The sequence below is a fragment of the Dietzia sp. CW19 genome, from assembly GCF_014145265.1.
Classification (GTDB): domain Bacteria; phylum Actinomycetota; class Actinomycetes; order Mycobacteriales; family Mycobacteriaceae; genus Dietzia; species Dietzia natronolimnaea.
This window is the reverse complement of the sequence record NZ_JAALEE010000453.1, coordinates 1-1107: the sequence shown is the minus strand read 5'-3', so window position 1 is coordinate 1107 and position 1107 is coordinate 1. Positions and strand designations below refer to the sequence as shown.

Here is a 1107-nt window from a genome sequence, read left to right as displayed (position 1 = left end):
GACCGCGGCGCAGGCGAGCCACTCGTCCGGGAGCACGTCGCGGGCGTGACGCAGGATGTCGAGGTCGTCGGTCGCGTCGAGCGCACCGGAGTGGGCGGACAGGCGCTCGTCGGCGCGGAACCGCTCGAGGCCCGCCGGGTCCCAGCCGTTCACCCGGACCAGCACATCGCCGTACCCGGTGAGGTAGGTGGCCAGGCGGCCGACGAGTTTGCGCAGCCGCGCGGTCTCGTCGAGCGAGTCCTCGATGGTGGCCATCACCGACCAGATCCGCACCTGCGCCGGGTCGCGGCCGGCCCGTTCGGCGGCCTCGCGGACCAGCCGGACGGATCTGGCGACGGCGGTGTCGGACATGAAGGTGTGCAGGACCACGCCGTCGGCGATCCGTCCGGCGAGCCGGAGCGAGTTGTCGCCCATGGCCATGAGCAGCACCGGGATGTCCTCGTCGAACAAGGGGTCCTGCACGAGATAGGGATAGCTCCCCGCCGGGCCGTCGTGCCCCGCCACCGACCCGCCCCGCCACAGGGTGCGGTAGATCCCCACCGCGTCCTCGAGCTGCGCCGACGTGACGTGGGGCAGGCCCATGATGTCGAACAGTATGGGGATGCCGCGGCCCAGCCCGAAGGCGTACCGCCCGCCCGACATGCGGTGCAGGGTCGTGGCCATGGTGGCGGTGACCAGCGGATGCCGGGTGTTGTGGTTGGTCGCCGCGGTGCCCACGCCGATCCGGCTGGTGGCCGCCACGGCAGCGCCGGCCATCACCGCGGCGTCCTTGAGGGCGAACCGCTCCGACAGCAGGATCGACCCGAGTCCCAACTCCTCGGCGCGCGCGGCCTCTGTGATGAGGTCGGCCGGCGACGCGCTGTGCCCGGCGAGTCCGTAGCAGGCGAGCTCGGGCATGAGGTGGTCAGCTGCAGCGTGGGGCATGGGCGCCTTCCGGCGGTGGATGGTCACGCAGATATTGAGTGACAGGTGTCACATTAGCCCGCCTGCGGAGTCCACCACCGGGTGTTGCCGCAGACGCCGTCGGCCCGGTGTGGGTATTGCTGGGTCCTTGGGCCGCGCCGGGCCGCGCCGGGCTGCTGCGCCGGGCTGCTGCGCCGGGCTGCC

1 protein-coding gene is annotated in these 1107 nt (G+C 72.5%); it reads right to left on the bottom strand.

Translation table 11 applies throughout. From position 1 onward, the window contains the following. Nucleotides 1-951 (bottom strand): TIGR03857 family LLM class F420-dependent oxidoreductase (locus tag G6021_RS13155; protein WP_347238971.1); only part of this gene is annotated, 951 nt, incomplete at its 3' end. Nucleotides 952-1107 lie beyond the last annotated feature (156 nt).